22 protein-coding genes are annotated in these 22,269 nt (G+C 57.1%); 7 read left to right on the top strand and 15 right to left on the bottom strand.

Going from position 1 to position 22,269, the window contains the following annotated elements; all coding sequences use genetic code 11:
• Window positions 1-17: 17 nt before the first annotated feature.
• The 4 genes from WG934_RS01555 to WG934_RS01540 form a co-directional block, all read right to left on the bottom strand.
• Window positions 18-1,679: a bifunctional uroporphyrinogen-III C-methyltransferase/uroporphyrinogen-III synthase gene (locus tag WG934_RS01555; RefSeq protein WP_339976886.1), complete on the bottom strand. Its 1,662-nt coding sequence runs from the start codon at window positions 1,677-1,679 to the stop codon at window positions 18-20.
• A gap of 101 nt (window positions 1,680-1,780) precedes the next feature.
• Entirely contained in the window at window positions 1,781-2,734 is a 954-nt protein-coding gene (gene hemC / locus WG934_RS01550; RefSeq protein ID WP_339989204.1) for a hydroxymethylbilane synthase, read from the bottom strand.
• Window positions 2,724-4,133, bottom strand: coding sequence for a glutamyl-tRNA reductase (locus tag WG934_RS01545; protein WP_339988433.1), 1,410 nt, complete (start codon window positions 4,131-4,133; stop codon window positions 2,724-2,726). The genes hemC and WG934_RS01545 overlap by 11 nt, the downstream gene beginning before the upstream one ends.
• A gap of 239 nt (window positions 4,134-4,372) precedes the next feature.
• Window positions 4,373-4,615 carry a glutaredoxin family protein gene (locus WG934_RS01540; protein WP_339978714.1) on the bottom strand — a complete coding sequence of 81 codons (243 nt, stop codon included), beginning with the start codon at window positions 4,613-4,615 and terminating at the stop codon, window positions 4,373-4,375.
• Window positions 4,616-4,843: 228 nt separating this feature from the next.
• On the opposite strand from WG934_RS01540, the gene WG934_RS01535 reads away from it, so the two are divergent.
• Window positions 4,844-5,887: an HAD family hydrolase gene (locus WG934_RS01535; RefSeq protein ID WP_445228193.1), complete on the top strand. Its 1,044-nt coding sequence runs from the start codon at window positions 4,844-4,846 to the stop codon at window positions 5,885-5,887.
• A gap of 128 nt (window positions 5,888-6,015) precedes the next feature.
• Here the strand turns inward: WG934_RS01535 and WG934_RS01530 are convergent, their stop codons facing one another.
• The 5 genes from WG934_RS01530 to WG934_RS01510 all read right to left on the bottom strand — a co-directional run bounded on the left by WG934_RS01530 (window position 6,016) and on the right by WG934_RS01510 (window position 10,230).
• Complete coding sequence (locus WG934_RS01530; protein ID WP_003855542.1) at window positions 6,016-6,117, bottom strand: 30S ribosomal protein bS22; 102 nt, start codon at window positions 6,115-6,117, stop codon at window positions 6,016-6,018.
• A gap of 223 nt (window positions 6,118-6,340) precedes the next feature.
• Complete coding sequence (locus tag WG934_RS01525) at window positions 6,341-6,532, bottom strand: helix-turn-helix domain-containing protein (protein ID WP_339976881.1); 192 nt, start codon at window positions 6,530-6,532, stop codon at window positions 6,341-6,343.
• A gap of 305 nt (window positions 6,533-6,837) precedes the next feature.
• Entirely contained in the window at window positions 6,838-7,653 is an 816-nt protein-coding gene (gene proC, locus WG934_RS01520) for a pyrroline-5-carboxylate reductase (RefSeq protein ID WP_339976879.1), read from the bottom strand.
• A gap of 92 nt (window positions 7,654-7,745) precedes the next feature.
• Complete coding sequence (locus tag WG934_RS01515) at window positions 7,746-9,290, bottom strand: hypothetical protein (RefSeq protein ID WP_339988430.1); 1,545 nt, start codon at window positions 9,288-9,290, stop codon at window positions 7,746-7,748.
• A gap of 1 nt (window position 9,291) precedes the next feature.
• A complete protein-coding gene (locus WG934_RS01510; RefSeq protein ID WP_339976875.1) occupies window positions 9,292-10,230 on the bottom strand; it encodes a Ppx/GppA phosphatase family protein in 939 nt (312 codons plus the stop codon).
• A 34-nt stretch (window positions 10,231-10,264) separates the two neighbouring features.
• Here WG934_RS01510 and WG934_RS01505 point away from each other — a divergent pair, with 34 nt between their 5' ends.
• Window positions 10,265-11,209, top strand: coding sequence for a hypothetical protein (locus WG934_RS01505; RefSeq protein ID WP_339988429.1), 945 nt, complete (start codon window positions 10,265-10,267; stop codon window positions 11,207-11,209).
• Between the two features lie 53 nt (window positions 11,210-11,262).
• Here the strand turns inward: WG934_RS01505 and WG934_RS01500 are convergent, their stop codons facing one another.
• The 5 genes from WG934_RS01500 to mshA all read right to left on the bottom strand — a co-directional run bounded on the left by WG934_RS01500 (window position 11,263) and on the right by mshA (window position 15,938).
• Window positions 11,263-11,955 carry a response regulator transcription factor gene (locus WG934_RS01500; protein WP_339976871.1) on the bottom strand — a complete coding sequence of 231 codons (693 nt, stop codon included), beginning with the start codon at window positions 11,953-11,955 and terminating at the stop codon, window positions 11,263-11,265.
• A 7-nt stretch (window positions 11,956-11,962) separates the two neighbouring features.
• Window positions 11,963-13,111, bottom strand: coding sequence for a sensor histidine kinase (locus WG934_RS01495; protein ID WP_445228166.1), 1,149 nt, complete (start codon window positions 13,109-13,111; stop codon window positions 11,963-11,965).
• Window positions 13,112-13,243: 132 nt separating this feature from the next.
• Window positions 13,244-13,990, bottom strand: coding sequence for a phosphoglyceromutase (locus tag WG934_RS01490; protein ID WP_339976869.1), 747 nt, complete (start codon window positions 13,988-13,990; stop codon window positions 13,244-13,246).
• Window positions 13,991-14,026: 36 nt separating this feature from the next.
• Window positions 14,027-14,539 (bottom strand): YbjN domain-containing protein, encoded by a 513-nt coding sequence (locus WG934_RS01485; protein ID WP_339988428.1) that lies wholly within the window; start codon window positions 14,537-14,539, stop codon window positions 14,027-14,029.
• A gap of 115 nt (window positions 14,540-14,654) precedes the next feature.
• Window positions 14,655-15,938: a D-inositol-3-phosphate glycosyltransferase gene (gene mshA, locus WG934_RS01480; protein WP_339988427.1), complete on the bottom strand. Its 1,284-nt coding sequence runs from the start codon at window positions 15,936-15,938 to the stop codon at window positions 14,655-14,657.
• Window positions 15,939-16,093: 155 nt separating this feature from the next.
• Here mshA and WG934_RS01475 point away from each other — a divergent pair, with 155 nt between their 5' ends.
• Window positions 16,094-17,878 (top strand): long-chain-fatty-acid--CoA ligase, encoded by a 1,785-nt coding sequence (locus tag WG934_RS01475; RefSeq protein WP_339989202.1) that lies wholly within the window; start codon window positions 16,094-16,096, stop codon window positions 17,876-17,878.
• A gap of 28 nt (window positions 17,879-17,906) precedes the next feature.
• Here WG934_RS01475 and WG934_RS01470 read toward each other — a convergent pair whose 3' ends face one another.
• Window positions 17,907-19,085 (bottom strand): UDP-N-acetylmuramate dehydrogenase, encoded by a 1,179-nt coding sequence (locus tag WG934_RS01470; RefSeq protein WP_339976863.1) that lies wholly within the window; start codon window positions 19,083-19,085, stop codon window positions 17,907-17,909.
• A 41-nt stretch (window positions 19,086-19,126) separates the two neighbouring features.
• Between WG934_RS01470 and WG934_RS01465 the strand changes: the two genes are divergently transcribed.
• The 4 genes from WG934_RS01465 to purU are packed head-to-tail and all read left to right on the top strand — an operon-like array spanning window position 19,127 to window position 22,245.
• Window positions 19,127-19,630, top strand: coding sequence for a DUF2505 domain-containing protein (locus WG934_RS01465; protein ID WP_339988424.1), 504 nt, complete (start codon window positions 19,127-19,129; stop codon window positions 19,628-19,630).
• A 10-nt stretch (window positions 19,631-19,640) separates the two neighbouring features.
• Complete coding sequence (locus WG934_RS01460) at window positions 19,641-20,465, top strand: class I SAM-dependent methyltransferase (RefSeq protein WP_339976859.1); 825 nt, start codon at window positions 19,641-19,643, stop codon at window positions 20,463-20,465.
• A gap of 34 nt (window positions 20,466-20,499) precedes the next feature.
• A complete protein-coding gene (locus WG934_RS01455; RefSeq protein ID WP_339988423.1) occupies window positions 20,500-21,279 on the top strand; it encodes an LmeA family phospholipid-binding protein in 780 nt (259 codons plus the stop codon).
• A gap of 60 nt (window positions 21,280-21,339) precedes the next feature.
• Window positions 21,340-22,245 (top strand): formyltetrahydrofolate deformylase, encoded by a 906-nt coding sequence (gene purU, locus WG934_RS01450; protein ID WP_339976855.1) that lies wholly within the window; start codon window positions 21,340-21,342, stop codon window positions 22,243-22,245.
• The last annotated feature ends 24 nt before the right edge of the window (window positions 22,246-22,269 follow it).

The following is a 22,269-nucleotide window of genomic DNA, read 5'->3' as shown; positions in this document are numbered from 1 at the left end:
CCAACATACGGCGTTGCCTACTGCTTCTTCGAACGACGTCGCCTCTTACGAGGCGGAGGCAACTGCCCCTGGGCACGCAGATCGGCAACATGCTCGGCCAACGCATCCACCAAATCAATGACGCCTGCGCGTTCTGGCATGACGTCGACACGCAAACCGAACTCACGCGCGGTCGCTGCAGCCATTGGCCCGATACACGCGATGATGGTGCGTGCATGTGGCTTGCCGGCAATGCCAACCAGATTCTTCACCGTCGACGAAGACGTGAAGCACACGGCATCAAAGCCACCGGATTTAATCATGTCGCGGATCTCTGCACTTGGCGGCGCAGCGCGAACAGTGCGGTATGCGGTGACATCGTCGACTTCCCAACCCAAGTCGATGAGGCCTTCAACCAAGACATCCGAACCGATATCTGCGCGTGGCAGCAAGACCCGGTTGACTGGGTCAAGATCCTCAATGAACTCAGGGAACACTTCAACAATCCCTGCTGCGTTCTGACGAGTTTCGTCGGGAAGCAGCTCCGGTGTAATACCGAGTTCACGAATAGCTTCAGCAGTGCGGTGCCCCACGGCGGCAATGCGAACGCCCGCAAACGAGCGAGCATCCAGCCCAAACTCCAGGAACTTTTCCCAGACCGCATGAACCGCATTTACAGAGGTGAATACGACCCACTGGTAGCGACCATCAACCAGACCCTTGACCGCACGCTCCATCTGAGCGGGGCTGCGTGGGGGTTCGATAGAAATCGTTGGCACATCGATAGGGATGGCACCATGCGCCACTAGGCGAGTACGCATTGGCCCCGCCTGCCCCTTCGCACGCGGAACGAGCACGTTCCACCCGTACAGCGCTCGGTTTTCCCACCACGAGTACTTAGAACGCTTGTCGACGCCCTTGCCCAAAGTCACGACCAACTGGCCACTCAAATCGCCCTTCAGCTGAGCCAGGGTACCCAAGGTCACGTCGTACGTTCGCTGCAAACGAGTCGTGCCATTGACCGTCACCGAAGCGGGAAGACTTTCTGGTAGGCCTCGATCGCCGAGTTCCTTGGCAATAGCCGTCAAGTCATCCTCGACGGCCTGCAGGACCAATGGCTGTGGAGCATTGGCCAGTTCGTCCCAATCCACATCGGCACGACCCAGATCGGTTTCGGTATAGGTTGACCCCAAAGCGATACCTGCAAATGCCGGAACCGTTGATGGCACAGACATGCCGGGCACGATCTGGAATTCAATCTGGGTGCGCGCCACAGCATTGACTTCAGCCAATACCGAATCGCTGGTCAGCGGATTACCCGCTACCAAACGGACCACATCCTGGCCACGGCGTGCTTCCGCAACCATGGCGCGACTCATTTCCGTCGGATCGTCGACAGGCAGACGGATCTCGGCGGCAGTTGGTGGCGCGGGGCGTGGTGGTTTGCGACGGGACCCCTTTGCCTTGGCCTCAATGCACATCTGCTTATACTCTTCCTCAGCAGCTTTTAAAAGCTCCTCGGGAACGGGTATGTCCGCAGCAACCAGCTCTCGTACACCTGACATGACATCGGCGTCGACAAAAGCGACGGCAGTGTTTGCCAGTACCTCGCGGGCGCGCAACGTCAACAGATCCGGGTTACCCGGGCCAGCGCCGACGAAGAGGATGCGTCCAGGGGACGTCGTACGGGGGGTGCTCATCGTGTTGGCAGTATTTCTCTTCTCGAAAAAATCAGAACTATAGAATAAACGCGAAAACACCCATAAACCGCACGTGAATGGCGGTTTATGGCGAAAAGTGCTTAGCGCAGGGTGTCACCCATAACTTCATGGGCACCCCGTGAAAGTAGCCGACCAGCGACCTCTCGTCCAAGTTGGTCAGCTTCCGGGTACCCACCCGTGACCACACCAGTGGCATCCTTTTCCGGGATTAGCGTGCCCTTTTCAATGAGCTTTCGGGAACCATCCATCGCATATACGCCCGCGGTGAGTTCCAGCGTGCCGTCCTCAGCAATGACCGCGTGAGCAGCGACCGGAGCAGTACAACCAGCCTGCAGCTCCGAAAGAACAGCTCGCTCAGCGACTGCTCGAGCGCGGGACTCCGCATGGTCGAGTTTGCCCAGCAGCTCAACGATCTCGGTATCCGCACTGCGACATTCCACCGCCAGTGCACCTTGCGACGGCGCCGGCATCAACACATCCACACCCAGCGATTCGGTGGCCTTGTCCAGGCGATTCGTGCGACTCAGGCCAGCACGAGCCAAAATCACAGCATCCAGGTCCTTCTCCACGCGACCCATGCGCGTATCGATATTGCCACGCAGTGGCTGAATATCAAGGTCCGGGCGCATGGCGCGCAACTGCGACACACGACGTGGCGCGGAGGTGCCCACCTTCGCGCCTTCCGGCAGATCCATCAACGAAACATTGCCTCGCGAAATCAGGACTTCTCGCGGATCTTCGCGCTCGGGGATCGCCGCGACGACCATGTCGGCCTCTGGCTCCGTCGGCAGGTCCTTCATCGAATGAACTGCAACATCGCACTGGTTCTCACGCAATGCGTGCCGAAGCGCCTGCGTAAACACGCCAATGCCAATCTTCTGCACTGGATCGTGGCGGTTAGCATCGCCTTCGGTCTGAATAATGACCAGCTCCGCAGGCTGCCCCAACGCGATGATCGCGTCGCGGACATGCCCTGCCTGCGTCGTTGCGAGCTCCGAACCGCGAGTACCAATACGAAGTGTCTTAGCCACGATCTTCTCCTGCCATGTTTGGAATGTTCTTTTCAACCAATTCGGCAATCCGTCCGACGCGGTCACCCACCATCAAATCGGCCGGAAAATCCGTATCTGCGTATATGCCTGCAGGGGTAGTCAGTGGCAAATCAAACAGACGCTGCAACGCAACGGCGTAGTTGCCACCATCGGGCTGGCTTGAAAGCTTCTTCACCTGCACCGTTGGCTCGTGCAGAAGCTTATCGACGACGCGACGAACCGTCCTTGTTACCTCTTGGCGTTCCTTGTCGGTCAGGCCGGGAGTCTTTGCCTCTAGGCGAAGTAGCTCTGCGGACACGACCTCAGCGGCGCGTTCGCGCAGTGCCCGCACAGTTGGAGCAACTTCCAATGCGCGTTGAGCTGACAGATAGCTAGCCAACTCTTCGTCGACGATTGCTTGAGCCGCTGCTTCGTCGTCACGTCCAAGAGACGTCTCGCTGGTCAACTGAAGGTGCTCGATATCGAATAGAGCAATTCCTTCGAGATCAGCGACACCCTCTTCAACATCTCGAGGCATCGACAAGTCGACAACAGCCATCGGCCCCATGTCGCGGAGATCAGCTGCAGTAATCACCGGTGACATCGCGCCCGTTGCCGTGACCAGAATATCGACGTCAGCGAGGTGCGACGCGAAGTCATCAAGTGCGATACCTGCTGCTGGAGTGCCTGCTTCAATGGCATGGGCGGCCAAGTTTTCGGCGCGATCGACGGTGCGGTTAGCGACAGTGATGTGGTCGACGCCGCAACGTCCCAAATGCGTCGCAGCAAGCGAGCTCATGGCACCTGCGCCCAGCACCATCGCACGACGACCCTTCAGGCCATCTTCGTCACCTGGCTCATAGTCAGGATTCAGTGACTTTACAGCCGCATCTACGGCGACGGAGACCATCGAAGCACCGGCATCATCGATATTGGTTTCTGCGTGCACACGCTTGCCCGTGTGGAGCGCGCGCTGCGCCAGATCGTGCAAAGTGGCACCAACAGTGCCCTGTTCGTCGGCTTCCGCGTACGCAGCTCGAATCTGACCGATGATCTGCTGTTCACCAATCACCATCGAATCCAACCCAGATGACACACTGAAAATGTGCTCCGCCGACGCTTCGGCGTACCGGACGTACAGATGTGGCGTGAGATCATCCAAATCGAGGTTGGTGCGATCAAGGATTTCGCGGACTACTGCAGACAGGCCTGCATGGAATCCACGAACCTGCACGTAGTACTCGACACGGTTACACGTCGACACAAGCATTGCCTCGTCAATAGCATCTTCGGTCATCAAACGAGCAAGCGTATGCGGGCGGTTAGCATCAGTCACCGCTACCTGCTCCAGCATGGGCACTGGCGCGGAACGGTGTGACATTCCGACGAGAAGCACACTCACGGCGCAATCACCGGCTAACGATCCTCCTCCACCTAAGCGCGGTCGGGCATTCCGCACTCAGATCTCGACTTCCACAACATCAACGAACCGGCCATGGGTGAATGACCTGCACATGCGTGGCGACTCCGGACGAAAACGGAAATATACAAAGATTTTTGTTCCCGGTCCAGAGTCATATTTGTCCACGGTAATCCGAAAACGGATGATTCTACAAACGAAGCGAGCTGACGTATCCCCAATTAGGCGACTTCTAACGCCTCGATAAGGTCCTCGTTATCGATCTCCCAACACGCTATTTCCTCATCATCGACCAAGATAACAGGAACTCGGTCGCCGAACTCTGTGGCAAGCTCGCCATCACCTGCATCAACATCTACGACATCAAGTCGGGCACCATACTGCTGCACAATTGGACGGATTTGGGCTGCCACCCGTGCACACGAGCCACACGTCTCTCGAGACAGCAATGTCACTACGGCCATGTCAGTTCCCTTGTCCATTCCCTTGTCTGTACTTGTATCCAACCTCTACAGTCTAGTTCCCTGCTCTGACCAGCTCGCCCAGCGCAGCGCGTCAGTCAGGAATACGATGTCACTTTGGGAGCACAACTGCCCCCAGCGACGTATCCCACGCTCTATTTCTTGGGACTGAAGGACCTGCCAACTGTGTTTCCACCATCATCAAAATTTCAGCCGCTACTGCCCAGCGACATCTTGACCGAGATCATTCCGTCGCATGGCAACGTCCGAAATTTTCTGGAAACCATCGCACTTCGCCCACTGGGACATAAGGAACAGCAGGTCGCTGGCGAAGCGGCGGCGCTTGCCGCTCTAGGGCAGCACTACAACATTGACGGTGAATCCCTACTGAAGGGGTTCCGCAGCGTCCATGGTGCCGAATCCGCTGCCGGCTCCCGCACGTTGTCGCATCCAGACCCAGATGTCCCACAAGACCACGGCTCTGCCGCATTCTTCGATGTCGATAACACCCTTGTTCAAGGAGCCTCCATCTTTTTGTTTGGTGCCGGCCTCGCCCGCCGAGGCTTCTTCAAACGCGGCGAGCTTGCGGGGATGGCATGGAAGCAACTGAAATTCCGTATTTCTGGGTTAGAAAACCCTGACGACGTCGCCAAGGCCCGCGAACAAGCCCTGGAGTTTATTAAGGGCCACCGAGTGGACGAGACAGTAGCTCTCGCCGAAGAAATCTTCGACGACAAGATTGGCGACCGTCTGTACGGGGAAACTCGCGAGCTCGCAGAGCTGCACTTGCAGGCAGGTCAAGAAGTCTGGCTAGTGACGGCAACGCCCGTACAGCTTGCACAAATCATCGCAAAGCGGATGGGACTGACTGGAGCGCTCGGCACGGTCGCAGAAGTCGACGAGAACGGTCTTTTTACAGGCCGACTTGTTGGGGACATTTTGCACGGTGAAGGCAAAATGCATGCTGTGGCTGCGCTTGCCGCGTCGAGTGGACTCGATCTGCAGCGATGCACTGCGTATTCAGACTCCGCCAACGACGTTCCGATGCTGACGATGGTCGGCACAGCAGTCGCGGTGAATCCTGACCGAAGGCTTCGTCGTATAGCAGCGGAACGTGGCTGGGCTGTACGTGACTATCGGAAACTGCGCACCGCCACGATCCGTGCCGTGCGGTACGGCGCCATAGGCACGCTGGCATCAATTGCTGCAGCTGGGACGGCGTGGGGTGCCTATGAGCTTCGCTCGTGGCGAAAAGGGCGGGTGCAGGGGGCATAAGGCCGTGTCATTCGACTCTCACCAGCCACTGTCACGAAAAACAAAAACGCCCGCCTGCCACAGTGTGACTAGCGGACGTTTCTGCTGAAAGTTTAACAAGCTCTACCAGCCCAAACTGGGCAGTAGGCTTACTTGCCGAGCTTCCGGCGCTGCACTCGGGTGCGGCGAAGCATCTTGCGGTGCTTCTTCTTCGACATGCGCTTGCGACGCTTCTTAATGACGGAACCCATCGGCTCGACCTCGCTATTCGTTGACTAAGACTTGACGTGTAGTGCGCGCGGCGGCGTCCCCATAAAACCTGGACAGCCCCTCAAAGAAGGAACCTGCCACAAGGAAGGACAGCGGCGCACCGTGCGCTAATCGGGTCAATCATAGCGGGCACCTAGGTACTCCGGTCAAACAGCCCACCTAGATAACGCTAAAACTGACCCGATGAAGCTCTACTGTGCGGCTCTACCCGGCGTTGTAGAAAGACGAGTCGAGGTATTCCTTCACTGCGGACTCATGGACGCGGAACGAACGTCCCACGCGGACAGCAGGCAACTCTCCTGAGTGCACCAGGCGGTACACAGTCATCTTCGAGACACGCATGATTTCAGCGACCTCGGCAACAGTCAGAAACGTCCCATTCTCGGCATTCTGCATTTTGTAAATTATTCCCTTCAGCGTTAGTACTGCGCTGCAGGCTTCCCCTCCTGCAGAGATTTCACACAAGTACTCGCATAACCTTACCGTTAAACCTGGTGCTATTGCGACGTATGGTCAAGAAATGGGGATAACGATAATTATGTGAATATTGGGGGTTTATGCGTAAGAAGTGACTTATCCTGCACGTTTAATACCGTTGCGAAGTACTTTTGCAGCCCATTGTTCGGGCTCCCCCGTTTCCGTGGACTCCCCCACCGGCAAGCCCACCAGAACCGGCACGCCCACCAGAACGCGGAGTGAACCTACTTCTTGCGCCCAAGCTCGATCGCCTTGTCGCTACAGGCAGCGAGCGCACGATGCACAGCGCGTCGCAGCCCCTCTTCCTCGAATACCCGGGTAGCCGCTGCCGTCGTTCCACCTGGCGAGGTCACATCAGCACGCAGTCGCACTGGATCTGCACCGTCCTGTGCCATCATCTCGGCAGCACCGGCAGCCGTCGCCGTTGCCAAACGCTGCGATTGCTCACGCGTCAGCCCCAAAGAAACTCCCGCGTCAATCATGGCTTCCACGAACTGGAAGAAGTATGCAGGGCCCGAACCCGACAGCGCAGTCACTGCAGCCATCTGGCTCTCAGACACGCGTTCTACCGTGCCGACCTTTTCCAGAAGTTCGGCGACGAGATCCATGTGGGCAGCCGTCGCAAAGCGCCCCGGAGCGATTGCGGACATACCCTTGCCCACCAACATCGGCGTATTAGGCATTACACGGACCACAGCCGTACCAACAGCACACACTGCCTCCAGGGCCTCCAGAGTGATTCCTGCGGCCATAGAAACGACTACAGAGTCGCCTTCCGAGTTATCAATGATGTCTGCGACCTCATCAAGGACCGGCACGGTCACGTGTGGCTTGAGGCACATGAATACGACATCGGAACCATCGACTGCCTGCTCGAGGTCATCCGCGTCGACAATGCCAAACTCTTCGCGCAGCTCTTCAGTGCGCTCTGCCGAGTGCTCCACAACGTAGATCGACTGTGGATCCACTCCGCCGTCGATCAGTCCGCCGATCAGCGCGCCACCGATTTTTCCGCCACCAATTACTGCAATCCTTGTCATAAGGGGCAAGTGTGCCAAAGCCCGCCTCTGCATGCGAATGCAGGGCGGGCTTTAGGTGCTTGCGCTTTACGACGGGTACAGCAGCAACTCTCTTATCCGCTAATCAACACGTATGGCGCGAATGCCAGAACAAGTCCAACGAGTGCAGCCAATACTGGGGTAATCCAGTCGCGCTTGCGGCGAAGCGCGTTCGCTCCGAAACCAAGACCTGCTGCAAATACAACACCGAGGATCGCCGTGACTGCCTTTGGCAAACTCTCCCATGCGAGAGTGAATCCGAGGAAGCACAGGGCGCCGATCATGATGCCGACGAAGACCTGAACAATCAGCAAGGCAATGCTGAGCGAGTTGTCTTCGTTGTAATCCTCGTCCTCGTCGGTTTCCAGAGCGGAATCAGTGTCAACGGTTGCTGGCACGTTGTCCGGAGTGTCATTGACATCTTCGTCGACGCGTGGTGTTGCTGCCGCAGCAACACCAGCAGCTCCGGCTGCACCGACTGCGGTGGCCGCACCTGCAGCTGCTGGCGCGCCCCACAGGTTGGAGTCTTCGGATTCTGACTCGGCGAAAGTGTCATCCGAGGTTGCACCTTCTGCAACGAGCTCGCTGTCAGCGGAGAGGTCCTCGCCACCGGCGAATTCATCGTCGTAGCTTTCATCGACCAGCTCTTCGTCTCCAGCGAACTCAGCGTCGTCTGGAACAGCTTCGATGATGGCGGTGGATTCGAGATCCTGTGGGGACTCGACGTTTTCCGGATGAACTGGCTCTTGCTCTTCGATAGCGCTGAGTTCGGAAGTCTCCGGCTCAGTCTCACCAGCTGTTGCAGCTGCACCTGCTGCCGCGGCAGCACCTGCACCAACAACAACTGGAACGAATGGCGTTGGCGAATCGGTGAGCATCTTGGCGATAGGGCCAGCAGGTGCAACAGTTCGCTCACCAGTCTCCGCATCGCGAAGGTCAGTGAACGTAAACGTAACTTCACCACGCTCGTGATCCGTCAGCACTGGCATCGGAGCCATTGGCACAGCAAGAGGAACGGTTTCCTCAACGCCAGCTGCGTCGGCTGCGACTTCCTCGTCGAGCTCAGCCTCAGCTACAACGGTCTCGTCCGCGTCGGCACCTGCCCACGTGTCCTCGGCAGGAATTTCAGCTACATCGAGTGGCGCTTCGTCTACAACAGTGGCCGAGTCAGCAGACTCGCCCACAGCCTCATCGACCGAAGCCTCGTCAGATTCGGTCACTTCTTCAAAGTCGGCCGGTTCAGTGACTTCAGCCGGTTCAGCGACCTCGTCAGACTCAGTAGCGTCAGCCACGTTCTCGTCGTCCAGTGACTCGTCGACTGGCGCCTCTTCGTCTACGACCTCGTCAACTACGACATCATCGACCACAGCTTCGTCGACAAGCTGATCCTCTACAGCCGAATCAACTTCACCCGAGTCAGCGCTATCGCCCAACGAGTGGGAACCACGACGTGGTCCTTCAGCGTCGACCTTCGGGAATGATCCGGTCAACTCGGAGACAGAGATGCCACCTTCTTCGAGGCTACGACGGCGACGTCGAGGAGCGGACGACGTTGACTGCCCGCCGTCCTTCTTCGCCCGTGCCAAAAGTTCGGCAACGGTGAGTTTCTCGTCGCTCATCTCATCCCTTCCCGTACAAGTTGCCGTCGAGACGCCGCAAAATGACCCCCTCGCGGAGCGCCCATGGACAAATCTCGACCTGCTCTATACCTAATGCTCGCATACTAGCCTCTGCAACGAGTGCACCAGCCACAATTTGATGAGAACGATTAGAACTCACACCTTCGAGCTCTGCACGGTCAGCGGCCGTCATGCGCGAAATAAATGCAATCAATTGACGCAAACCTGGAGCCGTAAGAGTGCGCTTTACGCGTGGTCCTGCACTGCTTGGGGCGGCACCGGTTAGGCGCGCCAGCGTGCGGAAAGTCTTTGATGTAGCAACTGCCAGATCAGGTTCGCCCAAGGTGCGAAGATGACGCGCAGGATCAACCAGTTCGGCATCAATGTAGTCACGCAAGAGATCAATCTTCTTACGCTCAGGAGGATCGGTATCAAACCATTCATGGGTCAACCGTCCAGCACCAAGAAGCAACGAATACGCCGCCTCTGGGTCTTCATCTGTACCGGAGGTAAGTTCCAACGATCCGCCACCAATATCGAGGTTGACGATTCGACCAGCCGACCAGCCATACCAACGACGGACAGCCAAGAACGTTAGACGAGCTTCATCCTCGCCCGACAGGATCTCTAGCTTAATGCCAGTTTCCTTCTCGACGTGACTCAACACCTCATCGGAATTTGAGGCATCGCGCACTGCCGAGGTCGCGAAGCTGATCATTTCTTCGCAGCGCATTTGCTCCACGAGATCCTTAGCTTCGCCAATGTAGCCAGTGAGCTTATCGATACCCTTCTTCGTGAGGTTGTTATCCCCGTCAAGGTACTCAACCAGCTTCATGGTCGACTTCGTATCACTCATTGGAGTTGGGTGCCCGCCACGTCGGGCATCCACCATCACCAAGTGAACGGTATTACTACCTACATCCAATACACCTAATCGCACGGAGTCAAGGTTAGACGGTATAGCGTGGTTCGGTGTGAATCAGCTCCACCCCCGCCCTGGTCGCGGCCCCCAGCCTTCGCCCGCCGAAGTTGCTTTTGACTTTCCACGAGAGTGGTTCGAATTCACGAACCCCTCCGATGCAGATCACATCATTACCTGCGATCTTACGTGGTTACTGTCCACATACTCCTGCGCTTTCGGCACCTCCGCATGCCCCGGAATCGACTCAGAGAATCCAGATGTCGGCTGCTGTGGACACGGCGCTTTTCTTTGCGACGAAGACGACCGTGACCGCCTCATCGACACAGTCAAGGCTATGGAACGGGATGCATCAGAGGGGCCGTCGTCACGCGGTTGGTGGCAGAATCGCCCCGATGCGGTGAGTGATTGGCTCGCGACGATCGATAGCGACATCGACGAACCGCTGGAGCCGTGGCTGGAATGGGACGAACTCGACAATGACGAGGGAGAGCCCGAACCCGCGCTGAAGACTCAAGTACTAAATGGTGCGTGCATCTTCGCGAATCGCGCGGACTGGCCTGGAGGTTCGGGGTGCGCGCTCCATCAATGGGCGGTTGCTCACGATGTGGAACACGTCCATGCCAAGCCTGATGTGTGCTGGCAGCTTCCGCTACGGCGTCTCGAAGATTGGGAGGAACGTCCCGATGGGCACGAGATTCTGCGCACAACGATCACGGAATACGACCGTCGTGGTTGGGGAAACGGTGGTGAGGACTTCGACTGGTACTGCACGGGTAACCCAGGCACTCACGACAACGAGCAAGCTATTTGGCAGAGCCACAAAGTGGAGTTGGTTGAGCTGATCGGCGAGGAATGTTACAACATTCTGGCAGACCATTGCCGCGCTCGTGAGAAGGCCGGCACTTTGGGTGCTTTCGGGCCGTCGGGGTACCCGCTACTGGCTATCCATCCAGCAACACGAGCCGCACAAGAAAACCTCGCTCCAGACGAGGTCTAGGCGAGGTCGATTCTAATGCGCCATTCTTGAAGGACAACGGGTGTGTATAACCCCTAGTCTTCGAACTTGTAACCCAATCCACGCACAGTGAGCAGATGCTCTGGCGAGGATGGGTTCAGTTCAATCTTGGAGCGCAGGCGCTTGATATGAACATCAAGCGTCTTGGTGTCACCGACATAGTCTGCACCCCAAACTCGATCGATGAGCTGGCCGCGAGTGAGCACGCGGCCACTGTTGCGCAGCAAGTACTCGAGAAGATCGAACTCCTTGAGAGGCATATTGACCTCTGCACCATCGACTGTGACCACGTGACGTTCAACGTCCATCACTACCCGACCACCCCGAAGGACATCTTCTTCGGCGTAAAACTCTTCGCCTTCGGCTTCGCCACCACGACGCAGAACCGCGCGGATACGTGCGATGAGCTCGCGAGAGCTGTACGGCTTTGTCACATAGTCATCAGCGCCGATCTCCAAGCCGACGACCTTATCGATTTCGCTGTCCCTAGCCGTAACCATGATGACTGGAACATTCGATCGGAGTCGGATGTTCTTGCACACTTCGGTACCGCTCATTCCTGGAAGCATCAAGTCCAACAAGACGATGTCCACAGGATTAGATTCGAACTCAGCCAACGCAGTTGGCCCATCACCAGCGATACGGACTTTAAATCCTTCACGCTCCAACAAGAACGCCAATGGTTCTGCCAGTGCAGATTCATCCTCGACAATGAGAACGGAGGTCACGATAACGTCATCCTTCCTTCTTCAGAGCTGGCAGTTCGATAGTGAACGTGGAGCCAGTACCGGGCCTGCTCCACAGCTTAATAGCACCGCCGTGATTAGCGGCCACATGCTTCACAATTGCCAAACCCAATCCAGTTCCACCGGTGGTTCGCGATCGCGCCTTATCTACCCGGAAGAATCGTTCAAAAATACGCTCTTGGTCAGCCAACGAAATACCCATGCCACGATCTGTCACACGGATCGCAACTGTCTCAGAATCAACGGCCTTCACCGATACTGTCACAGGTGTCTGTTCCGGCGAGTAGTTGATGGCATTACTCACCAGATTCGATACCGCCGTGATCAACAGCGAGCGGTCGCCCTCGACTATCAAGCCCTTCTCGCAATCGATGGTGACGTCGATACCCGCTTGTTCTGCCAACAACTTTGATCGATGCACAGCAGCACGGACAATTTCACAACAGTCAATCGGCTCCATGTCAGGCAATGGCTCTGCGCCCTGCAGCTTCGACAGCGAAATCAGTTCGGTGATCATTGTCGACATTCGCTTGGCTTCTCGCTGCAAGCTCACACTGAAGTGGTCGACCGCGGCTGGATCATCTTTTGCCTCAGCCAAAGCCTCCACCAACAAGCTCATCGCGCCAACAGGCGTCTTCAGCTCATGGGACACGTTTGCCACGAAGTCTCGCCGAGCGGCCTCCATACGCACCAATTCCGACTCATCGGTGAGGTACAAAACCACAAAACGGTCATCCGCAAGCGTCAACGGCGATACCAAACACTTCACCGAAATGTCGGGCGCACCGGAACGACGAGAAGGAACGACTATCTTGAGTTGCTGCTCTTCCTGTGTTTCAAAAACACGGACTGCAGCTTCCCAGCCCAAGTCATGCAAGCGTCTCTCGTGCACCAAACCCAGTTTGTGAGCGCGGGGGTTGGACAACACAACATCCTTTGACACATCAACGACCACCACACCCGTGGGCGATCCTTGAATAGCCAAATGTAGAACTTGCGCAATTGTTGTAACTCGGGCATCAGAGTTCGAGCGCTTCTGTTTTACAGCAGAAAATATGCCCGCGACTGCGCCACCACCGATTAATAAAGCAGCTGCAATGACTGCACCTGCGACAGCGGCAATGATCGTGGATAACACCTATCAAACCCTAGTGTGTTGGCGGTAGGACCGCACGATGAGTTGGTGTAGAGAGCACAAGAGGCGCTACCCCACAACAGTGGAGCAACGCCTCTGACTTACCCAACGTATGTAAAGACGGACAGGAAGGACTTACTTGTTGCCCTGGTTTGCCACTGCTGCTGCACCAGCTGCCGCAGCCTCAGGGTCAAGGTAGGTGCCACCTGGGTTCAATACCTTGCCGGACTCGTCGAATTCGTAGACCAGTGGGATACCGGTTGGAATGTTCAGACCCGCAATGTCGTCATCCGAGATGTTGTCCAAGTACTTGACCAACGCGCGTAGGGAGTTACCGTGAGCTGCAACCATGACGGTCTCGCCATTCTTCAAACGAGGCAGAATCTCTTCCTCGAAGTATGGGATGAGACGCTTCACAACATCGAGCAGGCACTCGGTCTGCGGAACCTTGTCCAGGTTTGCGTAGCGTGGGTCGTTCGCCTGGGAGAACTCAGAGTCATCGTCCAGTGGCGGTGGTGGCGTGTCGTAGGAACGACGCCAGGACATGAACTGATCCTCGCCGTACTTTTCCTTGGTTTCAGCCTTGTTCAGGCCCTGCAGCGCACCATAGTGACGCTCATTCAGGCGCCAGTCGCGAATGACAGGAATCCATGCCAAACCAGCGGCATCGAGAGCCATGTGCGCAGTATTGATCGCGCGACGCAGCAGCGAGGTGTACAGGATAGAAGGCTTCAGGTCAGCTTCGACGAGCATTTCGCCTGCGCGAACCGCTTCAGCGCGACCCTTATCGGTGAGGTTAACGTCGTACCAACCCGTGAACTGGTTAGATGCGTTCCACTCACTCTGGCCATGACGGACAAGAATCAGATTTCCGGTGCTCATACTTCAATTGTGCCTGAATCCCGCGGTTCTCGTCGGCTACTTATCCCCCGACTTAGCGAGGTGGCGGAATTGCTCTAGGTTTGCCAGAGATTCCCCGCGATCCACACGCCATGCCCATTCCCGTTTGATGGACGACGCAAACCCTCGCTCCAAGATCAGATTGAAGTCCCCGTCGGCCGTTTCCAGCACTTGCCCAAGAAGTCGATCCAGGTCAGCGTCGTCAAGCAATGGTGGGAGTTGACCAACCAAATAGATATCGCCCTGAGCATCAATGGTGTACGAAATACCAAACAATCGACGGTTGCGCTGCAACAACCACTTGTGGACGCCAGCGTGGTTTTCCTCGGGGCATCGACATACGAACGCTTCAACACGGAGCGAATCACGCGAAGGGGTCAGGCCACAAATTGTTTTCAACTTACGACGGCCCGGCAACACAACGACCGCTGTCCCCTCGGTCAGCTGATAGGGAACGTCAAGACGATCGAGCTGTTGCGCCAACACTCCCAATGGCGATGGTGAGTCAACCTGTGTGTTTTCACCTGTCATCGACGTAGCCTTCCTCCTTCTTGCTTCTTATGCCCCTGTTCCTGCACCACTACTCCTGCGCTCGAACAACGCCCGACCCATGTCTGGTGGAAGAAAATTGCACAGCTCGTGACCACTAGGCACCATGCGGTTCGCGCTGCGTGCAATCCGAACTATTGAACTCCGCAATGGCTCGATCGTAGACAGCGAGCAGCTTGTCTGCGGTGTGTTCCCAAGAAAAATTCTTGGCATGGATAGGAGCTTCGGAGGCGTAACGCAGTCGTGTTTCGTCATCGTCCAAGATGCCGCCTAAAGCATCAGCCCAGGATTCCGGCGCATGCCCATCAACCAGAACTCCGGTGCGTTCATGCTCGACAGCAATCGGCAGACCCCCCACCCGGGCCGCCACCACCGGTGTTCCGGTGGCCTGCGCTTCCATCGCCACCAAGCCGAATGACTCGTTGTAGCTCGGCACTGCCACCACATCCGCTGCCCGATACAACGTGACCAATTCCTGTGGCGGGCGCGGCGGCACGAACCTGACGACGTCGTGAAGCTGCAGCTCATCTGCGAGGTCCAAGAATTCGTCGGGACGAGCGAGGCCGTTGCCCGATAATCCGCCACAAATGATGACGGACAGATTGCGGTGCGGATCGCGACGAACCATCTCCGCGACAGCACGTAAGAGAACTTGAGGCCCCTTCAATCGCTGGAGACGACCAACAAACAAGACGACTTTCGCGTGAAGCGGAATGCCTAGCTCGCGACGAGAACGCTCCGTTGCACGATCGCTGCCAGGTGAAAATACGGTGATGTCCACGCCTGGTGGGATCACTTCGATCTTTTTCGCAGATGCATCATGCAGGTCAGCCAGTTGCTCCGCTTCGGCGCGGGTATTCACAACAAGAAGCTCAGCGTTGTCAACGATCTGCTGCTCACAGATGCGTCGCGATTCCGGCTCTGGGGAATCACCTTCGGCCAAGTGCAAGTTCTTCACAGCGGCCAAGGTGTGTGCCGTGTGTACTAACGGCACTTGCCACAAATCGCGCAGGAGCCAGCCCACCTGCCCAGACAGCCAGTAGTGCGAATGGATGATGTCGTAGTGAAGTTGGTGACACCGGGCATACGTCACGACACCGCCGGTGAATGCAGCCAATTGCGTAGGAAGCTCGGACTTAGCCAACCCCTCATACGGACCTGCCACGATATTGATCACCCGAAGATGATCTTCCACCTGGATTACTTCAGACCCTCCACACCGAGTCGCGCGTGTATAGACATCCACGTCAAACCCGCGTTGTGCCAGTTCACGGCACGTACGCAACACGTAGACATTCATTCCACCAGCATCACCCGACCCAGGCTGCTCTAATGGAGATGTATGCATCGAGATGACCGCAATACGACTTGACTGCTTCATACATCAAGAGTGCCTGTGCGGAATTCTCACCGCAAATGAGCAATGGTTGAGCCAGCTACGGTATGCAAGTTTTATCGCGTCCCACGCACGGCAAGTTACGCAACCGTAGGTTAAGTATTAATGTGTAGATAACCAATCACACAGGAGAGTCAGACATCATGAGCGCTGCCGAAAACAAATCTTGGCTGGAACATTACGCAGAGTGGACCCCACACGAGTGCGATTACGGAGAGCACACATTGCTGTCCTCATTCCACGACACGATCGGCTCTTTCCCTAACCGCCCGGCAGTCACCTTCTTCGGAAGATCGCTGACTTATGCCGAACTTGATGCAAAAGTGCGACGGGCTGCAGCAGGCCTGCGCGCACTCGGCGTACACCGAGGCGACAAGGTCGCGCTCCTCATGCCTAACTGCCCACAGCACATCGTCGCCTACTATGCCGTCCTGCACTTGGGTGCGGTCGTCGTTGAGCACAACCCGCTGTACACGGCCCATGAACTGCGCCATCCTTTCCAGGATCACGGCGCCCGCGTGGCCATCGTCTGGGACAAGACGGTTCCAGTGTTGGAAGAAGTACGTCGCGAGACGCCGTTGGAAACCATTATCGCGGTCAACATGCTCGACGATTTGCCATGGGCAATGCGCACTGCTTTGAAGCTGCCTGTACCGGCGTTGCGCTCAGCACGTAAGAAAATGCACGCTTCTGCACCACAGGTAATGAGCTTCAATGCGGTCTTGAGCGATGCTGTCGGTGGCGATGGTCGCGATATCACTCCCGATGACACCATCACCAAGGATGACGTCGCAGTGATCATGTACACCTCGGGGACGACCGGCACACCGAAGGGCGCGCAGCTTACCCACGGAAGTCTCATGGCCAATGTCATCCAGGGTCTCGCATGGGTTCCAGGCATCGGCGAAGAACGGGAGATTGCACTTGGCGTGCTGCCAATGTTCCACGCATACGGTCTCACTATTGTGACGAACCTTGGCGTTCATATCGGTGCCGAAATCGTTCAGATCCCTAGCCCAGAGATGGATCTCATCATGAAGGTGATGAAGAAGAATCGCCCAACCTGGGTTCCTGGTGTGCCGACGCTGTACGAGAAGATCGTTTCCTCTGCCATCGAGCAAAACATCGAGCTCACTGGCATCAAATACTCTTTCTGTGGCGCATCTACCCTGCCGGTGGCCTTGGTTAAGAAGTGGGAGGAGCTCACCGGTGGCCTTCTCGTTGAGGGGTACGGCCTCACAGAAACCTCGCCTATCGTCTTGGGCAACCCAATGAACGGAAACCGTCGACCTGGATATGTCGGCATTCCGTTCCCTGACACTGAAGTAGCCGTCGTCAATCCTGAAGATCCCACAGAGCTTCTCTCAGACGGCACCGAAGGCGAAGTCATCGTGCGTGGCCCACAGGTTTTCGCTGGCTACCTCAACCTTCCTGAAGCAACCGAGCACACTTTCACCGACGGCCCAGCATCTCTGAATAAAGAGAACTCCAACAAGTGGTACCGCACCGGCGACGTGGGAGTGCTGGAGGAGGATGGCTTCCTCAAGTTGGTCGCTCGCATCAAGGAGGTCATCATCACCGGGGGTTTCAACGTCTATCCTGCAGAAGTCGAAGAAGTCCTCACCGAGTACTCGGATATCACCGATGCCACGGTCGTCGGCCTGCCAAAGGAGGACGGCTCCGAACTAGTTGTCGCTGCAGTCACGCTCGGCGAATGGGCTCAGCTGGACATCGAAGCCGTGCGCAAACACTGCTACGCAAACCTCACCCGCTATAAGGTCCCTCGTGCCTACTTCCACTTGGACGAATTGCCACGCGACCAGATGGGCAAGGTCCGTCGTCGCGATGTCCGCGAGGTATTGCTGAAGCAGCTCGAAGAAAAGGGGAAGACTGTGGACTCGCTGGTCCACAAGTCACGGCGCTAGTGCCAGACGGTGCCAGGCCAGACCGGCGTTAGTCGATGCTGACGCCGATCCACACTGGCTCGGGCACGAGCGTTACTCCGAACGCGGCGGCAACGCCTGCTCGGACGTCCCGTGCCAATGCCACCAAATCTGATGCCGAGGTTCGTGTGCCATCTGCACTCTGACCTCGGTTTGTTAATGCAAGGGTGTGCTTTGTAGACAACCGAGCAGGAGCCCCCTCGCCCGGATACCCCTTTGCAAACCCTGCGCGCTCAATCAGCCATGCGGCGGACAGCTTTGACTTACCAGGATGCTCGGCACCAGCAGGAAATGCTGGCATCGCAGCCGCGGTGTATTCACCACATTTGGCGGAAACACGCTGGCGGACAGTCTCAACCTCGTCGGTGTCCACGATCGGGTTAGTGAAGAACGACCCAGCAGACCACGTATCGCAGTCATCGGCCTCCAACACCATTCCCTTGCCACGGCGGAGTTCCAGTACGGTTTCCCGTACCGCAGAGACTTCACGACGAGCAGCGCCGCTAGCGTTCTCTTCCTCCGTCACGCCGAGCCGTCGAGCAAGCTCTCCGTACCGCAAAGGTGCCGAAAGACCGTCGACACTGAGTCGGAAACGAACTGCAAGCACCACTGCTCGACCAGTGAACTTCAGATTGGAGTAGCGATACTTCAAATCCAAAGACTCTGGCTCTACCCACTCGATCTCACCGGTTTCTCGGTTATACAGCTGCACCCCGTCAAGTACCTGGGACACTTCAACGCCGTAGGCACCAACGTTCTGCACTGGTGTCGCGCCTGCAGACCCGGGAATACCCGACAAGCACTCAAGCCCACCGAAGCCGGCCGCGACGGTCATTTCGACGACGTCGTCCCACACTGCGCCGGCCTCTGCCTCGACGAGTGCAGTTGCAGCTTCGAGGCCATGGCCCTCCGTCGACATCGACACATTGTCAGCTTCAATAACCACCGCAACGAGGTCGCCCGGTTCATCGGCGATAACCAAGTTGGAGCCACCACCGACGATCAGCAAAGGGACGTTTTCCGCATCGAGAATGCGCACCACATCGGCGACAGCCTGCGTGGTTGTACACCGCAGCGCAGCAGCTGGTCTACCACCCAGACGCAGCGTCGTGAGCTCAGCGAACGTCACCTCTTCGTCGAGGGTGACACCAGATACCTCAGAAATTTTTGCCAGAGCAGATTCATGCACGTCCCCAACGTTAGTCGAGCTCGCAGATTACTATCGAGCCTATGTCAGCAAACACAACGCATACCGCGAACCTTACGTACACCTCGGACAAGGTCCACGCAGCGCTCACGGGCCGCGAATTTTGGGATTACGTCGCAGAGAATCTCATTTCCGCACCTGCTGAAATCACTGAATTCACCAACGATGGCAACCGCACCAATGTCTCGCTGAAGCAGACCGTCAACGCAGACATGGCACCAGATGCTGCGAAGAAGTTTGTGAAGAAGGACATGATCGTCACCATCAACTCGTCGTGGAGCCCGCTTTCCGACGGCACCGCGGACTCAACCTACACCGGTGAGGTGCAGGGAATGCCAGTGTCCTTCTCTGGCACGCAAAAGCTCTCCCCTGAAGGAGACGCATCGAAGATTGATACCGATATCAACCTCACGGTGAAGGTCCCAATGTTTGGTGGTGTCATCGAGGGCAAGGCTATTGAGGGCATGCCACGCGTTTTCGGCAAGATCACTCGCCTGCTCAACGACTACCTCGCACAGCAGGGCTAAACTCTGCTACATGCCTCATCACCACAACCTGCGCGCCAACTGGGCAACCACTGGTCCGCAGGGAGTAGTGACACGTGGCACAACAGGCTATAACAGGCTCCGCCGCTCTGATCGGTGGAGCGTTTTTCATTCCGATATCCGCCGACTGCTATTGACCGCAGACAGCCCGTTGGCTGTTGATGTCGGTTACGGTGCAAGTCACACCACAACCTGTGAGTGGGCTTCACGGCTCCGCACGATCCGTCCAGATATTGCGGTCATTGGCCTGGAAATCGAGCCCTCACGAGTTCTTCCGCCCCGTGATGGAGTGGAATTCCGCCTTGGCGGTTTCGAGCTTGCGGGGCTGACTCCACACTTCGTTCGCGCTTTCAACGTCCTCCGCCAATATGATGCCGCTGATGTCGACGGCGCATGGCAGGAAGTCACCTCCCGCTTAGCGCCTGGAGGCATGTTTCTAGAAGGCACCTGCGACGAATTGGGGCGACGCAGCACCTGGGTACTGCTTAACGCGCGAGGGCCCCAATCACTCACCCTGTCGTGGGATCCCTTCGACGTAGAACGCCCTTCCGACGTCGCTGAACGGCTGCCCAAAGTGCTCATTCACCGCAACGTTCCTGGCGAGCCAATCTACGATCTGCTCCAGGCAGCGGACCGCGCTTGGGACATGAACGCCGGTTGGGCTCCGCACGGACCCCGCGTGCGCTGGCGCCACACTTTGGCACAGTTGAGCGTTGACTACCCAGTCGTCGTAAAGCGCAGGCGGATTAGGGATAACACGCTCACAATTCCATTTGCTGAGGTCGCGCCGGAGTACGCGGATGGGTTCATCAACTAGACGCGGTAGCCATTCATAGACAACACTATGGGGCGTGAATGCGAAGCAACGGAAATCAAGTGGACGTGGCTGCCTCGGGACGATTCTGGGAATCGTTATTGTGGTGGCGCTCATTGCGGTAGCTGCTGAGTTTGGCATGCGGTTCATCATTACGAAGCAGATCAACGACACCTATGACCAGCTGAATTCTAATCGGCAGGTCACTGCCACCGATAACCTCGCGATCAGCTACGGCACTTCCCCAGTGCTTCCTGTCCTGGTCACGGACGAAATTCCGCACATGACCATCAAGACTCCAGCCACGCTAGAGATCAACGATCGCGCAGCCGCTGCAGGTGGCCCCGAGATCATCGGTGAACCAGCCAGCACCGTCGAGATGGACAATCTCAATGTCGCTAACCGAAATAATCCGGTAGCAGGCACGATGGTCATCACCTCGGAGCTGTCCCCTGAGCTCATCCAGGCAATCGCGAATCGCCGATCCACTGACCTCGCCCGGATCTCCTCGCTAACCCCGAACACAGCTGAAGGAGTTTTCGATGCTGAGTTCACCAGTGGTCTCGTGAAAGCTCAGTTCCGCCCAGTCGTCCGCGACGGCGGACTCGGCATGGATATCGAAGGAGCCTCCGTCTTCGGTATCGAAGTGGGTGGTGTCGCACAAACGCTTGGCGACGCCGCCTTGCAAGGCCTCACCGCCCCAATCGGACACGGCCTCGTCGCTGACGATGCCACTGTCACCGATGCCGGTTTGCTGCTGCGTCTGCGCGGCGAAAACCTGCCATTGTCCACCATGCGGGATATCGAGTATCGCTAACCGTGTAGCTACCGTGGCCTGATTCACGTTGCCCAAGGTAAGCCCAGTATTATCTCAAGAATGACTCGTTCACCGTTGGCTCAACCCAAGCAGGGCCCCCAGGAACGTCAGTTTGTGTTGACGCTCGGCTGCCCTGACTCCACAGGCATCGTTTCGCATCTGTCCTCTTTCCTCAGCGAAATTGGTGCGTGGATCACCGAAGCACACTTCTTCTCTGACCCGGAGTCTGGCTGGTTCTTCACCCGCCAGGCAGTCCGTGCAGACGATCTCGACATGACCCTTGACGAGATCCGTGCTGCCTTTGAGCCGGTCGTCGCAAAGCTTGGAAACAACGCGAAGTGGAAAGTCACCGACACCGGTGTCCGCAAGCGTGCGGTCATTCTGGTGACCAAGGAAGGCCACTGCCTGCAGGATCTGCTGGGACGTGTCGACCAGAACGACTACCCCATGGATGTCGTCGCGGTGGTAGGCAACCACACTGACCTAGAGCCGCTGGCTCGTGCGCACGGTGTGCCGTTCCACCACGTGCCGTTCCCGAAGGATGCCGTGGGCAAGCGACGCGCTTTTGACGAAGTCGCGGAAATCGTCGACGCCTGCGAACCGGATGCCATTGTCCTCGCTCGCTTTATGCAGATTCTCCCACCAGACCTCTGCGAAAAGTGGGAAGGCCGAGCCATCAACATTCACCACAGCTTCCTGCCATCGTTCATGGGCGCCCGCCCATACCACCAGGCACACCAGCGTGGCGTGAAGCTGATTGGCGCTACCTGCCACTACGCAACGTCCGATCTTGACGACGGCCCGATTATCGAACAAGACGTCATCCGCGTTTCCCACAAGGACACTCCACGCGACATGCAGCGCGAAGGTCGCGACGCGGAGAAGCAGGTTCTTGCCCGCGGGCTCCGCTGGCATCTCGAAGACCGTGTACAGGTCTACGGAAATCGCACCGTGGTTTTCGACTAGTCGCTCGCTTCCACGTAGACACGA

Source organism: Corynebacterium sp. H78 (assembly GCF_037572275.1).
Classification (GTDB): Bacteria; Actinomycetota; Actinomycetes; order Mycobacteriales; family Mycobacteriaceae; genus Corynebacterium.
The sequence above is the reverse complement of the archived record's forward strand: the minus strand, read 5'-3'. Positions and strand labels throughout refer to the sequence as shown.